The sequence below is a fragment of the Lentzea sp. NPDC003310 genome, from assembly GCF_040610935.1.
GTDB lineage: Bacteria > Actinomycetota > Actinomycetes > Mycobacteriales > Pseudonocardiaceae > Lentzea.
The window spans coordinates 418,994-435,826 of sequence record NZ_JBEXNC010000005.1; the positions used below are offsets into that span (position 1 = coordinate 418,994).

The 16,833-nt window shown below is 70.4% G+C and carries 18 protein-coding genes; 10 read left to right on the forward strand and 8 right to left on the reverse strand.

Going from position 1 to position 16,833, the window contains the following annotated elements; genetic code table 11:
- Together ABZX02_RS12050 and ABZX02_RS12055 are read right to left on the reverse strand one after the other, a co-directional pair.
- Positions 1–486: hypothetical protein (locus ABZX02_RS12050; RefSeq protein WP_355297429.1), on the reverse strand; the 486-nt coding region annotated here is incomplete at its 3' end.
- Positions 483–1,202: a sulfite exporter TauE/SafE family protein gene (locus ABZX02_RS12055; protein ID WP_355297430.1), complete on the reverse strand. Its 720-nt coding sequence runs from the start codon at positions 1,200–1,202 to the stop codon at positions 483–485. The genes ABZX02_RS12055 and ABZX02_RS12050, both read right to left, overlap by 4 nt.
- 63 nt (positions 1,203–1,265) lie before the next feature.
- Between ABZX02_RS12055 and ABZX02_RS12060 the strand changes: the two genes are divergently transcribed.
- A complete protein-coding gene (locus ABZX02_RS12060; protein WP_355297432.1) occupies positions 1,266–3,029 on the forward strand; it encodes a LamG-like jellyroll fold domain-containing protein in 1,764 nt (587 codons plus the stop codon).
- Here the strand turns inward: ABZX02_RS12060 and ABZX02_RS12065 are convergent.
- Both ABZX02_RS12065 and ABZX02_RS12070 read right to left on the reverse strand, forming a co-directional pair.
- Entirely contained in the window at positions 2,989–3,909 is a 921-nt protein-coding gene (locus ABZX02_RS12065) for a sigma-70 family RNA polymerase sigma factor (RefSeq protein WP_355297434.1), read from the reverse strand. The genes ABZX02_RS12060 and ABZX02_RS12065 overlap by 41 nt on opposite strands.
- Positions 3,906–4,868, reverse strand: a complete 963-nt coding sequence (locus tag ABZX02_RS12070) for a YafY family protein (protein WP_355297435.1) — start codon at positions 4,866–4,868, stop codon at positions 3,906–3,908. Before ABZX02_RS12070 ends, ABZX02_RS12065 begins: the two co-directional genes overlap by 4 nt.
- A 181-nt stretch (positions 4,869–5,049) precedes the next feature.
- Between ABZX02_RS12070 and ABZX02_RS12075 the strand changes: the two genes are divergently transcribed.
- The gene (locus ABZX02_RS12075; RefSeq protein ID WP_355297437.1) at positions 5,050–5,241 is read left to right on the forward strand and encodes a S1 RNA-binding domain-containing protein; all 192 of its coding nucleotides are present in this window, start codon (positions 5,050–5,052) and stop codon (positions 5,239–5,241) included.
- A 38-nt stretch (positions 5,242–5,279) separates the two neighbouring features.
- Here ABZX02_RS12075 and ABZX02_RS12080 read toward each other — a convergent pair whose 3' ends face one another.
- From ABZX02_RS12080 to ABZX02_RS12095, 4 genes are all read right to left on the reverse strand, one after another.
- Positions 5,280–6,137: a hypothetical protein gene (locus tag ABZX02_RS12080; protein WP_355297438.1), complete on the reverse strand. Its 858-nt coding sequence runs from the start codon at positions 6,135–6,137 to the stop codon at positions 5,280–5,282.
- A complete protein-coding gene (locus ABZX02_RS12085) occupies positions 6,134–6,595 on the reverse strand; it encodes a hypothetical protein (RefSeq protein WP_355297440.1) in 462 nt (153 codons plus the stop codon). The genes ABZX02_RS12080 and ABZX02_RS12085 overlap by 4 nt, the downstream gene beginning before the upstream one ends.
- A 293-nt stretch (positions 6,596–6,888) precedes the next feature.
- Positions 6,889–7,365: a hypothetical protein gene (locus ABZX02_RS12090; RefSeq protein ID WP_355297441.1), complete on the reverse strand. Its 477-nt coding sequence runs from the start codon at positions 7,363–7,365 to the stop codon at positions 6,889–6,891.
- Positions 7,365–8,798: a helix-turn-helix transcriptional regulator gene (locus ABZX02_RS12095; RefSeq protein WP_355297443.1), complete on the reverse strand. Its 1,434-nt coding sequence runs from the start codon at positions 8,796–8,798 to the stop codon at positions 7,365–7,367. Before ABZX02_RS12095 ends, ABZX02_RS12090 begins: the two co-directional genes overlap by 1 nt.
- A 382-nt stretch (positions 8,799–9,180) precedes the next feature.
- Here ABZX02_RS12095 and ABZX02_RS12100 point away from each other — a divergent pair, with 382 nt between their 5' ends.
- The 8 genes from ABZX02_RS12100 to whiA all read left to right on the forward strand — a co-directional run bounded on the left by ABZX02_RS12100 (position 9,181) and on the right by whiA (position 16,815).
- Complete coding sequence (locus tag ABZX02_RS12100; protein ID WP_285641239.1) at positions 9,181–9,669, forward strand: hypothetical protein; 489 nt, start codon at positions 9,181–9,183, stop codon at positions 9,667–9,669.
- A 9-nt stretch (positions 9,670–9,678) separates the two neighbouring features.
- On the forward strand, positions 9,679–10,077 hold the full coding sequence (locus tag ABZX02_RS12105; protein WP_355297445.1) for a Rieske (2Fe-2S) protein: 399 nt from the start codon (positions 9,679–9,681) through the stop codon (positions 10,075–10,077).
- Positions 10,078–10,183: 106 nt separating this feature from the next.
- Complete coding sequence (locus tag ABZX02_RS12110; RefSeq protein ID WP_355297446.1) at positions 10,184–10,651, forward strand: Rieske (2Fe-2S) protein; 468 nt, start codon at positions 10,184–10,186, stop codon at positions 10,649–10,651.
- Positions 10,652–10,693: 42 nt separating this feature from the next.
- Positions 10,694–12,595, forward strand: coding sequence for an excinuclease ABC subunit UvrC (gene uvrC / locus ABZX02_RS12115; RefSeq protein WP_355297448.1), 1,902 nt, complete (start codon positions 10,694–10,696; stop codon positions 12,593–12,595).
- Between the two features lie 248 nt (positions 12,596–12,843).
- The gene (locus ABZX02_RS12120) at positions 12,844–13,440 is read left to right on the forward strand and encodes a phosphohydrolase (protein WP_355297450.1); all 597 of its coding nucleotides are present in this window, start codon (positions 12,844–12,846) and stop codon (positions 13,438–13,440) included.
- A 545-nt stretch (positions 13,441–13,985) separates the two neighbouring features.
- Complete coding sequence (gene rapZ / locus ABZX02_RS12125; RefSeq protein ID WP_355297452.1) at positions 13,986–14,864, forward strand: RNase adapter RapZ; 879 nt, start codon at positions 13,986–13,988, stop codon at positions 14,862–14,864.
- Between the two features lie 5 nt (positions 14,865–14,869).
- The gene (yvcK, locus tag ABZX02_RS12130; protein WP_355297600.1) at positions 14,870–15,838 is read left to right on the forward strand and encodes a uridine diphosphate-N-acetylglucosamine-binding protein YvcK; all 969 of its coding nucleotides are present in this window, start codon (positions 14,870–14,872) and stop codon (positions 15,836–15,838) included.
- On the forward strand, positions 15,829–16,815 hold the full coding sequence (gene whiA / locus ABZX02_RS12135; RefSeq protein WP_355297454.1) for a DNA-binding protein WhiA: 987 nt from the start codon (positions 15,829–15,831) through the stop codon (positions 16,813–16,815). The genes yvcK and whiA overlap by 10 nt, the downstream gene beginning before the upstream one ends.
- Positions 16,816–16,833 lie beyond the last annotated feature (18 nt).

Here is a 16,833-nt window from a genome sequence, read left to right on the forward strand (position 1 = left end):
CGGGTCATCTGCAGCGTCACCACGGCGGTGGGGGGGGGCCGCGGCCCGGGGGGGGGCGCCGCGCCCCCCGCCCGGCCCCCGCCGCCGGCGCGCGCCCCCCCCCCCACCCCGCCGCCGCCCCCCCCCCCCCCCCGCGGCGGCTCCGAGCAGCACGGCCGGTGACCACACCGGCCAGAACCACACCGCCAGACCGAACACCGCGGCCGTGGCGAACGCGGGCCAGGTGCGCCGGACGGCGGCCCACACCAGCACGACCGCGGCCACCGCCCAGAGCAGGCGGTAGTCGTAGAGGTCCTGCAGTGCGAAACGCGCGCTCATCTCGACGCCGAGCAACGTCTCGTAGCTCTCCTGACCGGTGTACCAGTCCGGCTGCGTGCCGCAGACCGCGCCGGGCCGGGCGCACACGTCGACCATCGGGGCGAACCAGACGACCGCCAGCGCCGCGAGTGAGGCGAGTCCGAGCAGGACCCAGGCGGGGATCTTCACAGCAGCGCGCTCCTCACGATCAGCACGACGGCACTGGCGCCGGCCACGACCAGCATCGGTGTCTTGATGCCCTTGGCGTCGAACCTCTTGCGCAACGGCCCGGAGAGCAGGAACCCCGCGACCAGGAACGGGATCAGCGCGACGCCGGCCCACAGCTGGTGCGCGGTCACGTTCCCGGTGGCGGTCAGGCCGATCATGGACACGGCCGACCCCAGCGTGAAGAACGCGGCCAGCGTCGCGCGCACCTCCGGCCCGGACTGGTTCTGGTAGAGCAGCGCCACCATCGGCCCGCCGATCGACGTGGCCGTGCCGAACGACCCGCTCGCCACACCGGCCGTGACCAGCGACGGCGGGGTGGGCCGCGGCCGCCAGGACGTGACCGACAGCAGCACGCACACCAGCACGGCCGCGCCGACGACCACCCCGAAGCTCTTCGGGTTGAGCGAGTCGACGATCCAGATGCCGACGACCGTGCCGGGCAGCCGGCCGAGCATCGCCCAGCCGACGCCGCGCCAGTCGACGTGGCCGAACTCCCGCGCGAGCGACAGGAGCGCGTGCGCGCAGGCGATGACGAGGACCGGCACCGGGACCAGCGCCGGGTCCAGCAGCGCGAGCAGCGGCACCGCCACGAGCGCCAGCCCGAACCCGATCAGGCCCTGCAGCAGACCTCCGAACGCGACGACGGCACCGGCCGCCGCCAACAACCCCCAGGACATAGTTCGCGATGCTATCGACCGCTGTTCGCCTTCCGTTGGCCGAGCGCACCTACGCTCCGCGCCATGACCGCGTCCCGCCGTTCCTTCCTGCTCGGCACCGGTGCGACCGCCGCCGCTGCCGCCCTGGTCACGCCCGGTTCCGCCGCCGCTGACAACGCTGTCGGCGGCCGTCCCGACCGCGAGGCGCGCCGGTTCACGCTGGCCGTGATCCCGGACACGCAGTACATGTTCGACCTCGACCGCGGCGACTCCGCGCCGTTGAAGGCCACGCTGCAGTACCTGGTCGACCGGCAGCGCTCCGAGAACATCGTCTTCGTCAGCCACCTCGGTGACCTCGTCGAGAACGCGAAGCAGAGCGAGATCGACGACATCAGCGCGCGGTTCGAGGTGCTCGACCGGCGCCGGGTCGGCTACAGCGTGCTCGCGGGCAACCACGACGTGCCGGACTCGCGCCTCGACGACCAGCGCGGCCGCACGCCGTACCTCGACCGGTTCGGGCCGGGCCGCTTCCGCAACTCGCCGACGTACCGGGGGTCGAGCGCCGACGGGTACAACTCGTTCCACGTCTTCCGGGCCGGCGGCCGCGAGTGGCTGGTGCTGGCGCTGGACTGGCGCATGTCGGCCAAGGGGTTCGAGTGGGCGCGCTCGGTGCTGGCGTCGCACGCGACGCTGCCCGTGGTGCTGACCACGCACGAACTCGTCTACGACGGCGGTGACGGGGTCGCGGCGATGTCCGACTACGGCCGCCGGCTGTGGGACGAGCTGATCAAGGACAACGACCAGGTGTTCCTGACGTTGAACGGCCACTTCTGGCCGCCCGCGCGGACGGTCCTGCGCAACTCGTTCGGCAACGACGTGCACGTGCACATCACGAACTACCAGGACCGCTACTACGGCGGCGGCGCGATGATCCGCCTCTACCACTTCGACCTCGACCGCGGCGTGATCGACGTCCGCACGCTGTCACCGTGGCTGCTCGGCAAGAAGTCGCTCAACCCGTTGGAGCGCAAGGAGACCGAGCTGACCGGCCCGGCCGACCGGTTCAGCGTGCCGATCGACTTCGAGCAGCGGTTCGCGCGCTTCGACCCGCCGGTGCTGCCCGCCCCGCAACCCGTGCGGGACGTGCTGGTGCGCGGCACGGTCGCGTACTGGCGGCTCGGCGAGAGCCTGAAGGACCTGTCGGGCAACGGGAACGACCTGCGCCAGGTCGGGACGCTGACCCCGTCGGACGACCACAGCCGGCTCGCGCCGTCCCACCGGTCGCTGTACTTCGGCAAGGACGGCCACCTGTCCACCGTGGACTCCGCGCCGGTGAACCGTGAGACGTTCGACCGCGGGTACACGATCGAGGTGTTCCTCAAGCTGCCCGCCGGGTTCGACCACCCGTGGTGCGGGCTGTTCACCAAGCTCGCGCCGGGTTCGGCGGCCGGCAAGACCGGGGATGACCCGAGCGAACCGATCGCGACGCTGAACGTGGCGGGCGGCGGCCAGCTGCAGTGGGCGGTGTTCCCGCGCACCCTCCCCGGCATCTCCACGAACTGGGGCCACGAGATGGACTACGAGACGTGGTGGCACATCGCCGTGGTCAACGACGGCGTGCACACGACCCTGTACGTCGACGGCTCTCCGTTGCTGCGCAACCCGTCCACGCCCGCGCGCGGCATCTCGACCGCCGGCGACCCGTGGCTCGTCGGCGCCTACGCGTACAACCGGGTCGTCGAGAAGTCCCTGCACGGCTGGCTCGGTGACATGCGGATCGTGAACAGGCCGTTGGGGCGCGACGAGTTCATGCGGTCGAAGGCAGCCCGAACTTCGGGAACAGACTGAGGTCGAAGAACGACGAGACGCGCGTGATCCGGTCGGTTCCCAGCTGGAGGACCTGGAGGTTGAACGGGCGGAACACGCCGTCGTCGGCTCTGAGGTACAGGCCGAAGGCGGGCTGGCCGTTCGCCTCGGTGGCGATCATGCGCGCGCCGTGCGGGACGGCCGGGCACTGGTTCTCGAGGTGCCAGGCGACCATCCGCGGGCCGAGGTAGAACTGCGGGAACGGCGGCATCTCCCAGACGACGTCCTCGGCGAACATGCCGATGATCGCCGGGATGTCCTTGGCCTCGAACGCCTCCACCCACCGGTCGAGCAGCGCCTTGGCCTCCGCCGGTTCGGTGACCTGGTCCTCGCTCAGGTCCTCGAGCTGCGCGTGCGCCCGCTGCAGGGCGCTGTTGACGGCCGCGACCGTCATCTCCAACTCTTCCGCTGTCTCGGCGGCGCTCAGCCTCAGCACGTCGCGCAGGATCAGCACCGCGCGCTGGCGTGGTGGGAGGTGTTGCAGGGCGGCGACGAACGCGAGCCGGGTGGACTCCCGTTCGGTGACGATGGCCGCCGGGTCGGTCGGGAACGGCTCCAGCCACGGGACCTCGTGGTCCTGGGTGAGCGGGTCGTTCTCCGTCGCGCCCTCGGTGCCGAGGCCGAACGGCAGCGGCCGGCGCGTGCGGCCGTCGAGCGCGGTGAGGCAGGCGTTCGTCGCGATCCGGTACAGCCACGTGCGCACCGAGGAGCGGCCCTCGAACTTGCCGTACGCCTTCCACGCGCGCAGGTACGTCTCCTGCACCAGGTCCTCGGCGTCGTGCAGCGAGCCGAGCATCCGGTAGCAGTGCGCGAGCAGCTCCCGGCGGAAGGGGTCCGCCGCCGTCGCGAAGTCCGTGGTCATGCCTGCGCTCCGATCGACCTCTGGAGGCGGGTGACGAGCGTGCCCACGCGCTCCCTGAGGTGCTGCGGTTCGTGGATCTCGAAGTCGAGGTCGAGGTACAGCAAGTAGAACACGATCCGGTCGAGCGCTTCGGCGCCTGTGCGCATCAGGCACGAGTTGTCGTCGATCGGCTCCAGGGAAACGGAAGTGGGCGTGGTGCGTTCGGCGACTGCCTGCATGGGTGCGTGGATCGTCACGACCGCCTGGTGGGTGTAGACGTTGGACGCGATCTGCCGGGACACGAACTCCCCCAACGACTCCGCGGGAGGTTCGCGCGGCGTGAACCGTGCCGCGAGGGTGGGCTGTTCGGTGATGCGGTCCACCCGGAACGTCCGCCAGTCCTCTTTGGACACGTCCCAGGCGACCAGGTACCACCGGCGGCCGGTGTGCACGAGCCCCTGCGGCTCCGCGAGCCTTTTCGCGGGCTCGCCCTGCGTCGGCGCGTAGGTGAACCGCAACTGCTGGTGGTCGCGGCAGGCGGCGGCGATGATCGTGAGCGTCTCCGGGTCGACCGTCGGTCCTGCCGCGGTCAGGGGAGTGGTGTGCGTCTGCAGCGCCTGCACGCGGCGGCGAAGTCGTGACGGCAGCACCTGTTCGAGCTTGGTGAGCGCCCGGACCGACGTCTCCTCGATGCCCGCGACGGTCCCGCCCGCCGCCGTCCGCAGCCCGACCGCGACGGCGACCGCCTCGTCGTCGTCGAGTAGCAACGGCGGCAGCTCCGCCCCGGCGCCGAGCTGGTACCCGCCGGTCGCGCCGGGCAGCGACGTGACGGGGTAGCCGAGGCTGCGCAGCTTGTCGACGTCGCGGCGGATCGTGCGCACGTCGACGCTGAGCCGGTCGGCGAGCTCGGGACCCGTCCAGTCGCGGCGCACCTGCAACAGCGACAGCAGCTTCAGCAGCCGTGCGGACGTCTCCAGCATGTGACGGATTCTAGATTCCATTGCGGACAACGGCCTGCGGTGGCTAGGGTTTCGCTCATGACTGCCGGGTCGGCCTCGTGCCGTGAGCGGAACGGTTGCCCGGCCCTGACTTGATCAGGGCCTCCGCCCCCGCGTGTGTTCGCTCGTAGGACATGCGCACTGGGAGAGGAGGTGATGCGCAATGCTTCCCAACGTTGGTGATGTCTTCTCGGGGAAGGTCGTCTCGACCGTTCCCTTCGGTTCGTTCATCGAGCACCCCGCCGGGGCACACGGCTTGCTGCACGGTCAGCAGGCCGAGGTCGGTGCCTCCGTGCGGGTGAAGGTGCTCGCGGTGGACGCCGTGCAGCAACGTTTCAGCCTGGAGCTGGCGTGACGTGAGTGCTCGGGCAGAGGCGCCCTGCCCGGGTCACCTCACGGTCGCCGGTACTCCGCGCACTCGCCGGTCAGCCGGTCGTGCAGGGTCTTGCGGTGCCCTTCCTCGGAGGGCGCCGGCCCCAGCGCGTCCGCCGGACTGGTGACCCCGTGCAACAACCGGTACAGCACCACATCCGTTGCGGTGTAAAGCCAATCGTCCGCCCGCCCAGGAGGCGCGGCAGGCCCCAGCAGGTTCTCGAACCACGCCGGGAACAGCAGATCCCGCGCCACCGCGTCCTCGATGCGCGCGCGGATGTGCCCGCGCGTCTGCTTGATGGCTTCGTTGCCGGCCGACTTGGCAACGGTGTCCTTGGCGTGCGTGTCGTCGTCCGGCGCCTGGGGCCGTTCCTGGTGCTGGACGGTCTGCCACTGCTTGTAGTGCTTGCGCCACAACGCTTCCGCGTTGGGCGGCAGGTGCGTGAGCGCCTCGGCGGCCTCCAACGCCTCGTGGGCCTTCCGGTCGTACTCCGCGATGGCCTTGCGCGTGTCCTTGGCCTCCTGCTGCGTGAAAGTCCTGCGCGCGTACGCCTCCTGCCCCTTGAGGATCTTCGCGACCTGCTCCGGCGTGATCTCCGGCCAGTCGTCGAAGTCGGCCTTCCGCGTCTCGCTCGCCCGCACCTTCCGGTTCAACGCCACGAGGAGCCGCTCCAGCCGGTGCACGCTCTCCGCGAGCTCGGTGACCCGGTCGTCGGTCTTGGTGAGCTTGCGGGTGGTGTCCCTGACCTGGTTGGTCGTGCCGAGCTGGTGGTGCGCCGCCTCGGTCTGCGCGTTGTCGATGCGCGTCTCGAGGGACTTGACCTCCTTCTTGAGCCGCTCGATCTTGTCGTCCAGCGCCTTGACCGGGTCGATGTTCACCTGAGCGTCCTCCAGGCCCACCAGCCGATGCCGGCTGCCGTCACGAGGGTCGCCCAGCCGCTGATGACGGGCGTGAGCAGGGTGGCCACCAGCGCCGCGGTGATCGCCGCCGTCCGGGCTCGCGGTTCCCAGATCCTTCTGCCGGTCGGGTCGACCAGGACGCTTGCTGCGGTGGCCACTGCCGTTACGAGGGAGAGCAGGGACCAGGCGTCGAACCAGCCGACCGCCACCACCAGTGCGGCTATGGACGTGGCGGTGGCGATGGCGCGGTTGGGGGTGGTGAGGCGGGCGGCCTCCACGTCCCTGCGGGCCTGGAGGACGGCTTCCACCTGGTCGTTCGTGGTGGTGAGGAGTGTTCGGAAGTCCGGGCTGCCGGGGCCTGCGGCCTGGAGGGCTTTCAGGGCTGTTCGCAGGGACTGCTGGCGGTCGGCCAGGCGGGCGAACGGATCGGCTGCCATGCCCCGAAATCGTGATCTTCGGGTGGGGGTGGGGCTAGGCCTGTGAGGGGAGTTGGTCCGGTTGCCGACGAACTTCCCTCACTCGGCCTAGTGGGTTTCGCGGCTTTGCGTCGTGGTCGCCTTGCTTGCGGCGGGTTCCTGTTGCGTGCTTCCCCTGGGGCTCTGCCCCAGACCCCGGCAATCTGATCAGGGGGCCAGCGCTGCCTGTGGGCTGATGGCACGCCTGTTGCGTAGAGCGGCTGCCCGCGCGAGCCCGCCCTCCGACTCGAGCCCGCCCTCCGACTTGTGGCGCGCTACGACTTGCGGCGCGCCTCCGGCGGCCACACCACCTCGATCGGCACCCCCGACGCCCGCGCCTGCTCCACCACGTCCGCCGTCCCGCCCTTGCCCTGCGCCGGCACCCCGTCCCACACCGCCACCAGCACGTCCACCGACGCGAGCATGCGCTCGTTCGCCGCCACGTACGCCAGCCGCCCGCTCGACATGTGCGGCAGGACGCTGACCACCGTGGCGGCGGCGCGGAGCTCGTCGTACTCGGCCACCTGGTGCGGCTTCAGCCGGTCGCGGTAGTCCAGCGCGGGCAGGACGACCTCCACCTCGCCGCCCAGCTCCAGCACGGCGCGCGCGAACACCTGGTCGGCTCCCGGCGCCAGGCACGTGACGCCGACCAGGTTCGTGCCGAGCTGCTGCAGGGTGTCCGTGATGGCGGCCTGCACGGCCGGCACGCACTCCGGGACCAGGTTGCTGTGACCGGTGATGCCGACGCGCATCAAGCGGTCCGTATCGCTCTGATCGCGTCCCTGGTGTCCTGCACGGCGGGGATGTGGCGGTGCCGTGCCGCCTCCTTGGCGAAGTCCTCCAGCTTGCGCAGGACCCGTCCCGAGGAGAGCTTCGCCGCTGTCGGCAGGACCTCGTTGATCAACCCGCACGCTGCCTCCGGGTCTCCCGCGACCATTTTGGTGCGCGCCAGTCCGATGACGTCGAAGGCGCGGTTGCGCACCTTCGACGGATCCCGCAACTCCAGGGCCCGCCGGATGTGCTGCTCGGCGTAGACGGCCTGGGACGGGTCGTGCATGGCGAGGTCGCGGCAGCGGGCGCCGATGACGCCCTCCAGCTCGGCCTCGTCGAAGCTGTGCAGGTAGCGCGGTTCGTTGTCCGCGTCCCGCTGGGCGAAGCTGTCCTGCGCCATGCCCACGGCCTGGTGGAACTCGCGGGTCTTGCCCATCTGCGCGTAGGCCCACGCCTCGCGGGTGAGCAGCAGCGCCTTCAACGTCGGGGTGCCGGTGCGGCGGGTGCCGTACTGGCCGAGTTGGACGAGCTCCAAGCCGTCCTCGGGGCGGCCCAGGTCGAACATCTGCCGCGCCATCGCGGCCAGGCACAGCGCCGCGAAGCCGTCGTTGTGACCGGCCTTGGCCATGCGGATGGCCAGCACGTAGTAGCGCTGCGCCGCGTTGTGCAGGCCCTGGTCGAACGACATGCTCGCCGCCACCTTCGACAGCTCCGCGCCGATGAAGAACGCGCGTTCCGTCGTCGGGCCGGACGGAGCCCTGCCCAGGCGCTCGGCCAGCTCGTCGAGCTGCCCCAGGACGGCCTTGCGGGCGAGGCCGTAGCCACCCCGGCCACCCCAGCCGCGCAGCCCGTCGGCCACCCGCTGCAACGCGAAGAGCTCCTCCTCGCTGATCGCCGAGTGCGACGACCACTTCGACAGGTTCTGCAGGGGGTGCAACCACCGCTGCAGCGGATCGACCAGGGCGGACCCCACCGTCACCGCGGCGGCTCCCGCGAGCGCCGCTCGTCTGCTGATCGCCAAGTCGCTCCTCGCCGTCTCCTCGACCGAACGGGCAATGCTCGTCGCCTCCCAGGGGGCGGCGAGCACATCTGGCGGGCCCGTGTCGGGAGAGCCCGCCTGAGCTGGGATGACGACTCGGTCGAACCACAGTCGTTCGCCCGGAACACCGAGCACCTGCGCGAAGTGGCGCAGCCGGTCGAGGCGGTCGATCTGGTTCTCGCCCGACTCGTAACGCGACAACTGCGCCTGGCTGATGCCGAGCCACGCCGCCATGCGGTCCTGCGTGACCCTGCTGAGGTGTTGCGGGTGGTGGCGGTACGCGGAGATCAGCGCACCCATGTCTCGGTCCGTGCACGCGGCGGCGATCGCGGGGAGGTCCCAGAAGTCGTTCGGGACCTCGGGTGGTCCGTGCACGTCCGCACGAGCGTTGCGGCGGCACCGGTGACACAGCCGATCGGGGTTGTCGGCGGCGATGAACGCCCCACACGGGCAAGCGCGTCTGGATCTGGGTCTCGCTGCATCCATCGGCCTCGCCCCCGTCACTGAGCGTTTTCCAAGTGTACGGAGGTGTGATCGTCAGTCCATCCATCTCATGCATAAGACGTAATGGATTCGCGTGTCGCAGTCCTGGTGCCCCCGTGCGGCGGATGAGCTTCATACGTCCGCTGCATGAGCCTCATGCAGCGGACGAGTGGTGTTGGCGCGAAGTGAGAAGCACCCTGCACAACGTCAGGCTGCGGGTCGATCCCCGTGGCGTGGCCAGTGCCTGACCCACCAACGGGGAGGACAACCGCCGATGAGCCTCACGACCGCGGAGACCGGTACTGCCGGGATCCCACAGAACAGGGGACACGCACGGGCGATCGGGGAAGCCGTCGCCGGCTACCGGTTGCTCGGCTGGCAGGTGAGCGTCACCGAGCAGGGCGTGTTCCTACCCCTTGGTCCCGCCACGACGGCCCTGGCGATGCCCGCGCGGATCGGGTCGCGAGTGCTGGCCGACCTGAAGTCGCGGATGCTCGCCGGACCGGTCACGGTGATCCCCGGCCCGCGCGAGCACTGGATCTTCCTGGCCGAGCTCGTGGCGCTGCTGCCGACGCACCTGAAGGCGCCGCCGGAGGTGCAGTTCGTGCGCTCGCCGCACCGGATCGCGCTGCCGCCCACGATGACCAGGTACGGATCGCTGCGCTGGGCGAACCCGCCGTCGCACTCGCGGCACTGGTTCCCGCCGTTCACGGCCGTGCTCGCGCTGGCCCGGACGGCCGCCGCGGAGGACCAGCGCCGATAATCGGTGCTCGTGGATCGTCGATCGGTGTTGTTGTGCGGGCTCGCCGCCGCTCTCGCTGCCTGTGGTGAGCCCGCTCCTCGCAAGACGGGCGGTGTCGGCACGGCACGTCCGGGGGACCGCGTGGTCCCCGTCTCGTCCGTGCCGTCCGGGTCCGGGTTGCTGGTGGACATGCCGGGCAACGCGCAGTTGCTCGTCGTGCAACCTCGATCGGGTGAATTCCGGGCCTTCAACCCCTCCTGCCCGCACGTCGGTTCCCTCGTGAACCCGCCGGCGGGCGGAGTCGTCACGTGCCCCTTGCACGGGAGCACGTTCGACCCCGAGACGGGGGCCGTCCGCAAAGGACCTGCGACTTCGGGACTGACCGAGGTCGCTCTAGTGCGTTCCGGGGACGATCTGGTGCTCGGCTGACACCTGTGCGTTTCCTGTTGATCGCGCTTCTCGCTGAACTCTGGCCGACCGATTCGCGTAATGCTGTGGTGTGACCCCGAACACCCACCACCACGGAGGATCGGTCGTGAACACCGAAAGCCTGCTCAACAGGCGGGCGGCCTTGTGCGGAATCGCGGTTGCCCTCGCCGTGCCCAGCGGACTCGTGACGGCGTGCAGTTCCACGGGTTCGTCCGGCTCGGCGCCGACCCAGGGCGGCTCGACCCCCACGGGATCGACCGGGTCCGCCGGGACCGCCGGTACCGCGCTCGTCGCGCTGGCCGACGTGCCCGAGGGCGGCGGCGCGGTCGTCGACGCCCCCGGCGGCAAGAAGATCGTCGTCGCGCGCATCTCGGCCACCGAGGTCAAGGCGTATGACGCGACGTGCCCGCACCAGGGCTCGATGGTCGCGGAACCGTCCGGCGGCACCATCACCTGCCCCTCGCACGGCAGTCAGTTCGGCGCCGCGGACGGCGCGGTGAAGAAGGGGCCGGCGACGACCGGGCTGAAGGCGGTCGCGGTGAAGGTCGACGGTGACCAGGTGGTCCTGACCTGACCCTTTCTGTTTTTGTCAGACCACGTCGATACTCTGGACGACGTGGCAGATCCCTCGACGTACCGCCCAGCTGTGGGCTCGATTCCTGAGGCTCCCGGCGTCTACAAGTTCCGCGACGCCGGTGGCCGGGTCGTGTACGTCGGCAAGGCGAAGAGCTTGCGCAGCAGGCTGAACTCGTACTTCGCGGACCTGTCCGGGCTGCACCCGCGCACGCGGCAGATGGTGACGACGGCGGCCTCCGTCGAGTGGACGGTCGTCACCACCGAGGTCGAGGCGCTGCAGCTCGAGTACAACTGGATCAAGGAGTTCGACCCGCGCTTCAACGTCCGGTACCGCGACGACAAGTCGTACCCGGTGCTGGCCGTCACGCTGCACGAGGACTACCCGCGGCTGCACGTCTACCGCGGTCCGCGCAAGAAAGGCGTGCGCTACTTCGGGCCGTTCGCGCACGCGTGGGCGATCCGCGAGACTTTGGACCTGTTGCTGCGCGTGTTCCCCGCGCGCACGTGTTCCGCGGGCGTTTTCAAGCGCCACAACCAAATAGGCCGCCCGTGCCTGCTCGGGTACATCGACAAGTGCTCCGCGCCGTGCGTCGGCAAGGTGTCGGCCGACGAGCACCGCGACATCGTGCTCGACTTCTGCGACTTCCTGGCGGGCAAGACGGACAACATGGTCCGCCGCCTCGAACGCGAGATGCTGCAGGCGTCGGAAGAGCTGGAGTTCGAACGGGCCGCGCGCCTGCGCGACGACCTGGGCGCCCTCCGCCGCGCGATGGAGAAGCAGGCCGTCGTGCTCGGAGACGGCACGGACGCCGACGTGATGGCGTTCGCGCAGGACGAGCTGGAGGTCTCGGTCCAGGTCTTCCACGTGCGCGGCGGCCGAGTCCGCGGCCAGCGCGGCTGGGTGCTCGACAAGGTCGAGGCCGTCGACGACGGCGCGATCGTCGACCAGTTCATCATGCAGTTCTACGGCGACAACACCGAAAGCACGCCGCGAGAGGTCCTCGTCCCGGTCCTGCCGGACGACGCCGCGGCCCTCGAAGACCTGCTGTCCGAACAACGGGGCTCCCGCGTGGCCCTCCGCGTCCCCCAACGAGGCGACAAACGCGCCCTGATGGAAACGGTGGCCCGCAACGCCTCGGAGGCGTTCGCGCAGCACAAGCTCCGCCGCGCAGGCGACCTGACCGCCCGCTCCGCCGCGCTGCAGGAGATCCAGGACGCCCTGGCCCTCGACACAGCGCCGCTGCGCATCGAGTGCATCGACATCAGCCACGTCCAGGGCACCGACGTGGTCGCGTCCCTGGTCGTCTTCGAGGACGGCCTGGCCCGCAAGTCCGAGTACCGCCGCTTCGCCATCCGAGAAGCAGCCACCGAAGGCGACGTCGCCTCGATCGCCGAGGTGGTCCGCCGCCGCTTCCAGGCGATGCTCCGCGAAACGGCCTCGGGCGGCCCGAACCCGGGCATAGACCCGGACACCGGCAAACCCCGCAAGTTCGCCTACCCACCCAACCTCCTGGTGGTGGACGGCGCCGGCCCGCAAGCGGCAGCAGCCTCCGACGTCCTGGCAGAACTGGGCATCACCGACGTGGCAGTGGTGGGCCTGGCCAAGCGCCTGGAAGAGGTCTGGGTCCCAGGCGAACAGGACCCGGTGATCCTCCCGCGCACCAGCGACGCCCTGTACCTGCTCCAACGAGTCCGCGACGAGGCCCACCGCTTCGCCATCGCCTACCACCGCCAAAAGCGCTCGAAGCGCATGACCACCTCGGAGCTCGACGACGTCCCAGGCCTCGGCGAAACCCGCAAAGCCGCGCTGCTCAAGCACTTCGGCTCGGTCCGCAAACTCCGCCAGGCCACAGTGGACGAGATCAGCGACGTGCCAGGAGTGGGCCGCCGTACCGCGGAAGCGGTGGTGGCCACCCTGGCGCCACCAGCCACCAAACCCTGACCGCTCCCGACGCGTGGGCGCCAGCGGTCCGCGCTCAAACCGTTGTCACACAGGCAGTTTCGCATCTCGACGGCGCGAGGTCCGCTACCCGCAAGACCGCGTCGGCTGGACCCAGGTGCCGGGTCCAGCCGGCTTCCTCACCCCACGGTTCCGCGGTGACGAAGCGGTCCCGTCCAGCCGTCGCTGACCGAACGCACTCGTACGCCAGCCGATTCGTCCTCGCGCGCCAGCCGCGGAAAGGTGGACCCGTGCCCGAGCAAGCCGCACTCCTGGCCCAGCGCGCCATGACGGAGGACGTCCCCCTGCGCCGACTCCCGCCCGAGGTCGAGACCCTGCTGACCGACCTCCAGGCACCACCACGCCTGGTGGCCCACCTGAGAGCAGTCCACGACGTGGCCTGCGAGCTGGCGGCCTGGGTCGAGCACAACCACCCGTCGATCACCCTCGACCAGCAGGCGATCCGCTACGGCGCCGCCACCCAGGACGTCGGAAAAGTGTTGCACCCCAACGAGTTGTCCGGTCCGGGCTCCCAACACGAACCAGCCGGCCACGCACTGCTGCGCGAACGTGGCGTGGAGGAGCGGCTGGCCCGCTTCGCGCGAACGCACGCGTCGTGGACCGAACCCGGCACCAGCCTGGAGGAACTGCTGGTGAGCCTCGCGGACAAGGTGTGGAAGGCCAAACGCGTCCCAGGCCTGGAACAACTCGTGACCGACCACCTGGCCGCGGCCGCCGCCCAGGAGCCGTGGGAGGTGTTCATGGCGCCCGACGACGAACTGACCCGACTCGCGTCGGGTGCCGACCAGCGGCTCACGTACCAGGCGAGCTACCCGGCGGCGAGCTGATGGTCCGCGGCACCGGCTGCGCGACCCGCGCTGCTCGCCCAGCCGAGCTGCCCAGCCGAGCTGCCCAGCCGAGCTGCCCAGCCGAGCTGCCCAGCTCACCACCGGCCGGCCCACCGTCCACCGAGCTCAAGCAGCCCCATCGACCACCGAATCCGAGCGGCCCACCCAACAGCCCCTACGAGCCCCAGCCCAACCCCCCACAGCCTCAACCAGCACGAGCCCGAGCCCCAAGCACGAGTAGCTCCGACCCGCGTGCTCCCTCCTTCTGTCGCGGCGAAGACGACCATGGTTTCGTGACACCCACAAGACGCAGCCAAGCGTGAATCAGGACAAGCTTCACCCGTCCGGGTGGCGAGAATCGCCGCGCCACGTAGCGTCTCATTCGTCCAACCTGCCGCACCTGAGCGCCGATCCGGGGGAGACTCGGGGGAGGGGCGCCCCACAGTGACGCGGCCCCGGCGTCGCGCTTGCCCGAACGGGTGCAAACGAGAGCAAACGCGAGCGTGGCAGAAGCACGCTCATGAACTGGTAACGGAGTCGTAGTCGTGAACGCGGAGAAGTCCGGCATCGAAGTCGCCGTGGTGACCGGGCTGTCCGGTGCGGGCCGCAGCACCGCGGCCAAGTGCCTGGAGGACCTCGGCTGGTTCGTCGTGGACAACCTGCCCCCGGAACTCATCGCCACCATGGTCGAGCTCGGCGCCCAGGCGCGCGGGGCCATCACCAGGGTCGCCGTGGTCATGGACGTGCGCAGCCGCGCGTTCACCGAGGACCTGGCCTCCATCATCAAGGACCTGGACGCGCGCGGGTACAAACCCCGCGTGTTGTTCCTCGAGGCCACGGACGCCGTGCTGATCCGGCGGTTCGAGGCGGTGCGGCGCGGTCACCCCATGCAGGGGGATGGGCGGTTGCAGGACGGCATCGAGGCCGAGCGGATCCTGCTCACGCCGCTCAAGCAGGAAGCTGACCTGGTGGTCGACACCAGTGCGTTGAGCATCCATCAGCTGCGCGCCAAGATCGAGGACACGTTCGGCAGCGAGGCGGCGTCCAGGACGCGGGTCACGGTGCTGAGCTTCGGGTACAAGTACGGGCTGCCGATGGACGCCGACCTCGTCATGGACGTGCGGTTCCTGCCCAACCCGTTCTGGATCCCGGAACTGCGCGAGCAGACGGGGCTCGATGGTGAGGTGCGCAACTACGTGCTGTCCCAGGAAGGCGCGGACGAGTTCCTTGATCGGTACCACGAGCTCCTGAGGCTCATCGGGGCCGGGTACCGGCGTGAGGGCAAGCGCTACCTGACGCTCGCGATCGGGTGCACGGGCGGCAAGCACCGCAGTGTGGCCCTGAGCGAAGAGCTGGCCGCGCGGCTGGCTAGCGAGGACGGCACGGCCGTGAAGGTCGTGCACAGGGATCTGGGACGTGAGTGACGAAGTTGAAAGCTGTTGCTTTGGGTGGCGGGCACGGGCTGCACGCGACGCTGACGGCGCTGAAGAGGGTCACCGACGACGTGACGGCCGTGGTGACCGTCGCGGACGACGGGGGGTCGTCGGGGCGTCTGCGGCGTGAGTTGCAGCACCTGCTGCCGCCTGGTGACCTGCGCAAGGCCATGGCGGCGCTGGCGGGGGAGGACGAGGCGAGCCGGCTGTGGACGTCGCTGTTCAAGCACCGGTTCGGCGGCACGGGGGCGCTCGCGGGGCACGCGGTCGGCAACCTGGTGATCGCCGGGTTGCTGGAGCAGCTCGGCGACCCCGTGGCGGTGCTCGACCTCACCAGCAGGCTGCTCGGGGTCAAGGGCCGGGTGCTGCCGATGTCGAACGACCCGCTCGACATCGAGGCGGACGTCACCGGGCTCGACGAGGACGAGAAGGACGTGCGGCGCATCCGGGGGCAGGTCGCCATCGCGACCACGCCGGGGCTCGTGCGGCGGATCAGGTTGACTGCCCCGAACGGGCGACCTGTGGGCTGTCCGGAAGCAGTACAGGCTGTACTTGACGCCGATGTCGTGGTACTCGGGCCGGGATCGTGGTTCACCAGCGTCTTGCCGCATCTGCTGGTGCCCGAACTGCTCGACGCGCTCGTGCGCACGCGGGCCAGGAAGGTGCTCGTGCTCAATCTCGTCCCCCAACCGGGTGAAACTGCTGGTTTCTCTCCGGAGCGGCATTTGGACGTAGTCTGCGAACACGCACCCGAGCTGAAGGTGGACGCGGTGATCGCCGACGTCGACTCGGTCCCGACCCCGGACCGGCTGACGCGAGCCGCCTCGGCACTGGGGGCGCGAACGCATCTGGCGAAGATCGCCGCACCGGACGCCGCGGAAAGGCATGATCCGGAGGCGCTCGCCGGTTGCCTGAGGCAAGTGGTCGAGGAGACCGGAGTGGGAGGGACGAGCCCGTGGCGATGACGTCGGCGGTCAAGGACGAGCTGAGCAGGCTCGCGGTATCCAAGACCTGTTGCCGCCGCGCGGAGGTGTCCTCCCTGCTCAGGTTCGCCGGCGGCCTGCACATCGTGTCCGGCCGGGTCGTCGTCGAGGCCGAGCTCGATCTGGGCTCCGCGGCCCGCAGGCTGCTCAAGGAGATCCAGGCGCTCTACGGCCACCACGCCGAGGTCTTCACGATCCAGTCGAACGGCCTGCGCAAGGGCACCCGCTACGTCGTCCGCGTGGTCAAGGACGGCGAGGGTCTCGCCCGGCAGACCGGCCTGCTCGACCCGCGCGGCCGTCCCGTGCGCGGCCTGCCCGCGCCGGTCGTGTCCGGTGGCGTGTGCGACGCCGAGGCCGCGTGGCGCGGTGCGTTCCTCGCGCACGGCTCGCTCACCGAACCGGGGCGCAGCTCGTCGCTGGAGATCACCTGCCCCGGCCCGGAGGCGGCCCTCGCCCTGGTCGGAGCAGCCCGCCGGATGGGCATCTCGTCCAAGTCGCGCGAGGTCCGCGGGGCCGAGCGCGTGGTGATAAGGGACGGCGACGCCATCGGGGCGATGCTCACCAAGCTCGGCGCGCACGACAGCGTGCTGGCCTGGGAGGAACGGCGGATGCGGCGCGAGGTCCGCGCCACCGCCAACCGCCTCGCGAACTTCGACGACGCGAACCTGCGCCGCTCGGCCCGCGCGGCCGTCGCGGCGGCCGCACGGGTGGCGCGCGCGTTGGAGATCCTCGGCCCGGAGGCCCCGGACCACCTGGCGGCCGCCGGGCAACTGCGCCTCGCGCACCGCCAGGCGTCGCTGGAGGAGCTCGGCCAGCTGTCCGACCCGCAGATGACCAAGGACGCGGTGGCCGGTCGTATAAGGCGTCTGCTGGCCATGGCGGACAAGCGGGCCAAGGACCTGGGCATGCCGGACACCGAGTCCGCGGTCACGGCGGAGATGCTCGAAGCAGAGGTCTAGGACACCAGCTGCTCGGCC